1 protein-coding gene is annotated in these 818 nt (G+C 65.2%); it reads right to left on the reverse strand.

Features of this window, described 5'->3' with window-relative positions; translation table 11 throughout:
• Positions 1–28: 28 nt before the first annotated feature.
• Positions 29–818: HNH endonuclease signature motif containing protein (locus tag G6035_RS19630; RefSeq protein WP_176618779.1), on the reverse strand; the 790-nt coding region annotated here is incomplete at its 5' end.

An 818-nucleotide genomic window follows, 5' to 3' on the forward strand; every position in this document is an offset into this window, starting at 1 on the left:
GGGGCGGGTTCAATGATCGGGTGGTCGGTCAGGTGCCGGGGAGGCCGTGGTGGTAGTGGTTTCGGAGTTTGGTTTGGGTGGGGTCGAGTTTGTAGCAGGGTGTGAACCAGGGGGTCCCGTTGATGAGTTCGATGCTCCACAGGCCTTGGTGGACGGCGTGGTGGTGGACTGTGCAGAGCAGGGCGCCGTTTGAGATGTCGGTTCCGCCGCCTTGGGACCATGGGATTATGTGGTGGGCGTCGGTGGTCATGGCGGTTCGTCGGCAGTGGGGGAAGCAGCAGCCTTTGTCGCGGGCGATGAGGATTTTGCGTTGGGTGTCGGTGAAGAAGCGTTGGGTGCGGCCGACGTTGAGGATGTTCTCTCCGTTGCCCAGGATCATGGTGGTGATGTCTGCGTCGCAGAGTTCTTCCTCGAGGAGGGCCAGGGGTTGGGGTCCGCTGTAGGGGAGGAAGGCGATGCCTCCGGGGCGGCCGTCCTTGGTGCGGCGTTGGAGTTCGGTTTCGTTGGTGGAGATGAACAGTTGGGGTTTGAGTCCGCCGTTCATGGGGAGTTTGCCGGTGCGGGCGGCGAGTTTGATGCAGTCGATCAGGCCGTCGAGGAGTTTTTGGGCGCGGGTGCGCCGGTCGGCCACGACGGGGTTGGTGCAGTCGGGGTCGATGGGGTCCAGTCCGGGCAGTTCCTGGTCGGATCCGGGTTCCGGGACCCAAATTCCGTTGACGAGGCGGGGCCAGGGCTGTGCCTGGGTGGTGGCGGGCGGTGTGTCCGGGCGGGGCGGGTCAGGGGTGGCGGGGATGTCCAGGAGGGTCTGCCCGGGAATC

This window comes from Arthrobacter sp. SDTb3-6, from assembly GCF_013376095.1.
GTDB lineage: Bacteria > Actinomycetota > Actinomycetes > Actinomycetales > Micrococcaceae > Specibacter.